6 protein-coding genes and 1 pseudogene are annotated in these 6,284 nt (G+C 70.2%); 2 read left to right on the top strand and 5 right to left on the bottom strand.

What is annotated here, in order from left to right; translation table 11 throughout:
- The 4 genes and pseudogenes from I5E_RS21740 to I5E_RS12530 form a co-directional block, all read right to left on the bottom strand.
- Positions 1-283, bottom strand: a pseudogene (locus I5E_RS21740) (hypothetical protein); the annotation flags it as partial.
- 132 nt (positions 284-415) lie between these two features.
- Positions 416-2,782: an ATP-binding cassette domain-containing protein gene (locus tag I5E_RS12520; RefSeq protein ID WP_022907284.1), complete on the bottom strand. Its 2,367-nt coding sequence runs from the start codon at positions 2,780-2,782 to the stop codon at positions 416-418.
- Positions 2,783-2,878: 96 nt separating this feature from the next.
- The gene (locus I5E_RS12525; protein WP_022907285.1) at positions 2,879-3,334 is read right to left on the bottom strand and encodes an NUDIX hydrolase; all 456 of its coding nucleotides are present in this window, start codon (positions 3,332-3,334) and stop codon (positions 2,879-2,881) included.
- A 10-nt stretch (positions 3,335-3,344) separates the two neighbouring features.
- Entirely contained in the window at positions 3,345-4,106 is a 762-nt protein-coding gene (locus I5E_RS12530; protein ID WP_022907286.1) for an SDR family oxidoreductase, read from the bottom strand.
- Between the two features lie 153 nt (positions 4,107-4,259).
- Between I5E_RS12530 and I5E_RS12535 the strand changes: the two genes are divergently transcribed.
- Both I5E_RS12535 and I5E_RS12540 read left to right on the top strand, forming a co-directional pair.
- Positions 4,260-4,733: an NfeD family protein gene (locus I5E_RS12535; protein ID WP_042723839.1), complete on the top strand. Its 474-nt coding sequence runs from the start codon at positions 4,260-4,262 to the stop codon at positions 4,731-4,733.
- Positions 4,730-5,995 carry an SPFH domain-containing protein gene (locus I5E_RS12540; protein ID WP_042723840.1) on the top strand — a complete coding sequence of 422 codons (1,266 nt, stop codon included), beginning with the start codon at positions 4,730-4,732 and terminating at the stop codon, positions 5,993-5,995. Before I5E_RS12535 ends, I5E_RS12540 begins: the two co-directional genes overlap by 4 nt.
- Before the next feature lie 73 nt (positions 5,996-6,068).
- Here the strand turns inward: I5E_RS12540 and I5E_RS26475 are convergent.
- On the bottom strand, positions 6,069-6,284 hold a 216-nt coding region (locus I5E_RS26475), incomplete at its 5' end, for an RNA polymerase-binding protein RbpA (RefSeq protein ID WP_022907288.1).

The following is a 6,284-nucleotide window of genomic DNA, read 5'->3' on the forward strand; positions in this document are numbered from 1 at the left end:
CGACCGCCAGCGCGACGATGATCAGGATAATGGACAGCACGATCGCGATGGCGCTCAGGACGATGCCGGCGAGGACCATCCCACGGCTGCCGACCGCACGACGACGGGCGATGATCCCCAGCACGAGGCCGACGATCCCCGCGATGAGACCGATCCAGACGAACAGGAACGAGAAGACGACCCCGACGATGCCGAGGACGAGCGAACCGATCGCGATGCCGTTGCCACCGCTCGCGGCCGGCGCAGCACCGTTCCGTGCGGGCGGGTATCCATTCGTGGACATGAAGAGCTCCTTCGGTCAGGGACGCTCTCGACGGCCGGGCAGCCGCGGACCAGAGGGCGTGAGCGTCAGCCCGGACCCTAGACCGCTCGGCCAGCTGGCGCTCAGGTTCCTCGTGGTCCGCCGTACCCCGTTTCAGGTTCCGACGTAGGCGGCGAGGTGCTCCCCCGTGATCGTCGACCGCGCCGCGACGAGTGCGGCCGGGGTGCCTTCGAAGACCACACGACCACCGTCGTGACCCGCGCCCGGGCCGAGGTCGATGAGCCAGTCGGCGTGCGCCATCACGGCCTGGTGGTGCTCGATGACGACGACGGTCCGGCCGGCCTCGACCATCCGGTCCAGCAGCCCGAGCAGCTGTTCGACGTCCGCCAGGTGCAGCCCGGTGGTCGGCTCGTCGAGCACGATGACGCCGCCGGGGTCACCGAGGTGCATCGCGAGCTTGAGTCGCTGCCGCTCGCCGCCGGACAGGGTCGTGAGCGGCTGGCCGATGGTGAGGTACCCGAGACCGACGTCGACGAGTCGGGCGAGGATCGCGTGCGCCGCGGGGATCCGCGACTCCCCTGCTGCGAAGAACGCCGCCGCGTCGGCCACGGGCATGGCGAGGACCTCGCTGATGTCCTTGCCGGCGAGCCGGTACTCGAGCACCGACTGGTCGAACCGCTTGCCGTCGCACTCGACGCACGGGGTCGCGATCCCCGCCATCATGCCGAGGTCGGTGTAGACGACACCGGCACCGTTGCACGCGGGGCAGGCGCCCTCGGAGTTGGCGCTGAACAGGGCGGGTTTCACACCGTTGCCCTTGGCGAACGCCTTGCGGATGGGTTCGAGCAGTCCGGTGTACGTCGCCGGGTTGCTCCGACGCGACCCCCGGATCGCACCCTGGTCGACCGCGACGACACCGTCGCGGGGTGCCAGTGATCCGTGGATCAGCGTGCTCTTGCCGGAGCCCGCGACACCCGTCACGACGGTGAGCACCCCGGTCGGGACGTCGACGTCGATCCCCTGCAGGTTGTGGGCGTCGGCACCGCGGATCGCGAGCACGCCGGTCCGCTCGCGCACGACGTCCTTCACGCGCACCCGGTCGTCCAGGTGCCGACCGGTCACCGTGTCGCTCGAGCGCAGGCCGTCGACCGGCCCCTCGTAGCAGAGCGTGCCACCGTCCTTGCCCGCACCGGGTCCGAGGTCGACGACGTGGTCCGCGATCGCGATGACCTCGGGCTTGTGCTCGACGACGAGCACCGTGTTGCCCTTGTCACGGAGCCGGAGCAGCAGCGCGTTCATCCGCTCGATGTCGTGCGGGTGCAGGCCGGTGCTCGGCTCGTCGAACACGTACGTGACGTCGCTCAGCGACGAGCCGAGGTGCTTGACCATCTTGACGCGCTGCCCCTCTCCCCCGGACAGCGTCCCGGTCGGACGGTCGAGCGAGAGGTAGCCGAGACCGATCTCCACGAAGGAGTCGACGGCGTCGCGGAGGCCGTCGAGCAACGGCCCGACGGTCGGCTCGTCGAGTCCGTGCAGCCAGGTGGCCAGGTCGGTGATCTGCATGGCGCAGACGTCCGCGATGCTCTTGCCGGCGATCGTCGACGAGCGGGCGACGTCGTTCAGCCGGGTGCCCCCGCACGCCGGACAGGTGGTGAAGGTGACCGCGCGGTCCACGAACGCCCGGATGTGTGGCTGCATCGCTTCGCGGTCCTTCTGCAGGAGCGAGCGGCGCACGCGCGGAACGAGTCCCTCGTACGTCATGTTGATGCCGGCGATCTTCCGCTTCGTCGGCTCGCGGTACAGGAAGTCCGCTCGCTCGGCGTCGGTGAAGTCCCGGATCGGGGTGTCCTTGTCGAAGTACCCGGACGTGGCGAACATCCGGACGTTCCAGCCGTCGGTGCCGTAGCCCGGGACCGTGATCGCACCGTCGGACAGCGCCTTCGTGTCGTCGAACAGCTGGGTGAGGTCGATGTCGGTCACCATCCCGCGACCCTCGCAGTCGGCGCACATGCCGCCGAGGCGCGAGAACGAGACCTTCTCGGCCTTGGCGTCCTTGCCCTTCTGCACCGTGATCGCGCCACCCGCGGTCACGGTCGCGAGGTTGAACGAGAAGGCGTTCGGTCCCCCGACGTGCGGCGTGCCCAGCCGGCTGAAGAGGACGCGGAGCATGGCGTTCGCGTCCGTCACGGTGCCGACGGTGGACCGTGGGTCGGCACCGATGCGTTCCTGGTCGACGACGATCGCCGTGGTGAGCCCGTCCAGTACGTCGACGTCCGGACGCGCCAGCGACGGCATGAACCCCTGCACGAAGGCGCTGTACGTCTCGTTGATCATGCGCTGCGACTCGGCCGCGATCGTCGCGAAGACCAGGGAACTCTTGCCCGAACCGGAGACGCCGGTGAAGACCGTCAGTCGTCGCTTCGGCAGGTCGACGTCGACGTCCCGGAGCGTGTTCTCACGCGCACCCCGGACCCTGATGCGGTCGTGGCTGTCGGCGGCGTGCTCGGCGCTCGGTTCCATGACCACAGCGTAGCGGTGACGTGTCACGTTCCACAGGACGGTTCCGGAGCGGAACGGACGCTCCAGAGGGTGGTTCCGGTCCGCAACGAGCGGGGATCAGGTCGTCGTGTAGCGGCGGACCAGCTCGGGGAGCTCCGCCGGCTCGAACGGCTCGTCCGTCGCGTCGAGTTCGTCCGCCGTCCACCACCGGGCGCGCAGGATGTCCACCCGCTCGTCATCGGTCCACTCGGCGTCCGACAGCGTGAAGCCGGGCGTCCGGACGACGTAGAACTCCGCGTGGCCGCGGTCGTGGTCGGCCAGGTCCCACTCGACGGTGAAGTCCCAGGACCACACCGGCTCCCCCGGCTCGTCGATGACGATGCCGGTCTCCTCGCGCAGCTCGCGGATCGCCGCGTCGCGGTGGTCCTCGCCCGGGTCGACGCCACCGCCCGGCGTGATCCAGCGGTGGGCGCCGTCCGACGACGGTGAGTTGGTGTCCATGAGGAACACGCGACCGTCGGGGTCGAGCAGGATGATCCGGGAGGTGCGGCGCAGGCCGGGCTTCGCAGTCACCCGTCCGACGTTAGCCGACGAAGCCGCTGACGTCGCCGACGAGCTTGGTGTGGTCGGCGGGGATCGGCTCGACGGCCGCCGCAGCGATCTCGGCGGCGAACTCGGAGACGCTGTAGAGCTTGCCGACCTCGGCACGGCGCCCCTCGATCGCTCCCGGGTTGAGGCGGTTGAGGAGGGTCGCGGTGATCGTGCCCTCGATCATGTCGCCGGACACCACCACGAACTCGATGCCCGCGGCGTCGAGCTGCGGCACGAGCTCGCGCAGGGCGAGCTCGCCGGCACGCTTGCTCTTGGCGACCGGGACGTACTCGTCCATCGTCTCGGCCGTCTCGACGAAGTGCGCCTGGTGGCTCGTGACGAACACGACCCGTGAGCCGGCGGGCATGTGCGGGACGGCGGTCTGCAGCATGTCGACCTGTGCGTCGCGGTTCAGTCGGAGGGCGTAGTCCTCGCCGAGGCCGGACTCCATGCCGCCCGAGGCGTTGAGCACGAGCAGGTCGATGCCGCCCCACTCCCCCACGACCGTGTCGACCATGGCCTGGACGGAGTCGTGGTCGGTGAGGTCCGCGCCGACCGCCAGGGCCGATCCGCCTGCCGCGACGATCTTCTCGGCGATCTGCTCGGCACGCTTGGCCTTGTTCCGGTAGTTCACGACGACCTTGGCGCCGGCCTCGGCCAGGTACCCGACGGTGTCGGCTCCGATGCCGCGGGACGACCCCGTGACGAGGGCGCGCTTGTCGGCGAGGGATCCGGGGGCGAGGGGGTTGCTCACAGTCGTGTTCTCCAGGTCTGGTTCGGCGGTTCGGCCGCCGACGAGCCTACCAACCACCGGGCACCCGCAGCACTGAGGTGATATGTTGAACGGAGTTGGACCGGCCGTCGCGACGCAGCGAGCAGCCGCGCGCGACCGAGGGAGGGAGATCGCGTGAACGGGATCGATTGGATCCAGACCGTCGTCTGGATCGGACTGGTGCTCCTGCTGGGTGTGGTCGAGATCTTCACGCTCGACTTCATCTTCATCATGCTCGCGGCCGGCGCCGCCGGGGGCCTCGTCGCCGCCCTGCTCGGTGCCCCGTGGTGGCTGTCCGCCATCGTCGCTGCCGGCGTCGCCCTGCTGCTGCTGTTGCTGGTGCGCCCGCGCCTGCTGACCGCGCTCGGCCGGAACGCCGACCCGCACCGCACCAACGTCGAGGGCCTCATCGGGTTGCCCGGCACCGTCGCCGTCGCGTTCACCGCGTCGTCGCCCGGACAGGTCCGCCTCGCCAACGGCGAGACCTGGAGCGCCCGCATCGCCGCCGGCTCCACAGACCGAACACCGCCGCTCGGGACCCCCGTGGTCGTCGAGTCCATCGAGGGGTCGACGGCTGTCGTCCGCCTCGGAGAAAGGGCCACCTCGTGACCATCTCAGCCGGGACGATCGCTCTGCTCGTCCTCATCCTGGTCGTCGTCATCTTCGTGATCGTCGTCCTGTCCCGCGCGATCCGGATCGTGCCGCAGGCGACCGCGGGCATCGTCGAACGCCTCGGGAAGTACCACAAGACCCTCAACCCGGGGTTGAACCTCCTGGTGCCGTTCATCGACCGGCTCCGGCCGCTGCTCGACATGCGCGAGCAGGTCGTGTCCTTCCCGCCGCAGCCGGTGATCACCGAGGACAACCTCGTCGTCTCGATCGACACGGTCGTCTACTTCCAGGTCACCGACGCCCGTGCGGCGACGTACGAGATCGCGAACTACCTCGGTGCGGTCGAGCAGCTCACGACCACCACGCTCCGCAACGTCGTCGGTGGCCTCAACCTCGAAGAGGCGCTGACCAGCCGAGACAACATCAACGGCCAGCTCCGCGTCGTGCTCGACGAGGCGACCGGCAAGTGGGGCATCCGCGTCGGCCGCGTCGAGCTCAAGGCCATCGAGCCGCCCGTGTCGATCCAGGACGCGATGGAACAGCAGCTGCGCGCCGAACGGAGCCGTCGTGCGGCGATCCTGCAGGCCGAGGGCACGAAGCAGTCCCAGATCCTCGAGGCCGAGGGGCAGCGGCAGGCCGCCATCCTCGCGGCCGAGGGTGACGCGAAGGCCCAGGTCCTCCGCGCCGAGGGTGAGGCACAGGCCATCGCCACGGTGTTCGACGCCATCCACACCGGCGACCCGGACGACAAGCTCCTGTCGTACCAGTACCTGCAGACGCTGCCGAAGATCGCCGAGGGCAGCGCGAACAAGCTCTGGATGATCCCGAGCGAGTTCACCGAGGCGCTGTCCGGCATCGCCAAGGGCTTCACGACCGGCCGCACCGGCAGCGGACCCGTCGCGGGCGGCGCCGCCGGCGGCGACTTCCTGTCGCGCATCTCGAAGCTCGCCAACGAGAGCCTCGCGAACACCGCCGCAGCCGACGCGGCTGCCGCGTCGGTGCCCCGCCCGGACGCCACCGCGGCGGACATCGTCCCCGAGTCCGAGCTCGACCAGCGCCTGGCCGAGTCGAACCGCAGCGTCGACGCGCACCTCGCGGCCTCCGACGAGGCAGCGGCGGACGAGCTTCGTGACGCCGCGGCCGACGAGCACCACGCCGCCCCGACGCACGCCGCGGCGGACGAGCACCAGGCCGCCCCGACGGACGCCGGTCCGGACGCCTCCGGACACCGCACCAGCGACGGCTCCGGCCGCCGCTGACGACGCGGTCACCGAACACGACGACGCCCGCCCCGGCAGACCGGGGCGGGCGTCGTCCTGTTCAGGTGCGGTGTCAGGCGCCGCGTCGAGCACGCAGGAACTGCAGGCGCTCCTGCAGGAGCTCCTCGAGTTCCTCGCGCGAACGGCGTTCGAGCAGCATGTCCCAGTGGGTCCTGGGGGCCTTGACGTCCTCTTCGGCGACCTCGACGGGGATGCCGTCGTCACCGAGGAGTCGTCCTTCACGTCCGGAGCGGGGCTCCGACCACGTCTGGGGCACGTCCGCATCCGC

The sequence above is a fragment of the Curtobacterium sp. B18 genome, assembly GCF_000333375.1.
GTDB lineage: Bacteria > Actinomycetota > Actinomycetes > Actinomycetales > Microbacteriaceae > Curtobacterium.

Bases quoted from the DNA above. Each gene is read 5' to 3' on its own strand.
- I5E_RS12520 (WP_022907284.1), bottom strand. From the start codon at position 2,782: ATGGAACCGAGCGCCGAGCACGCCGCCGACAGCCACGACCGCATCAGG.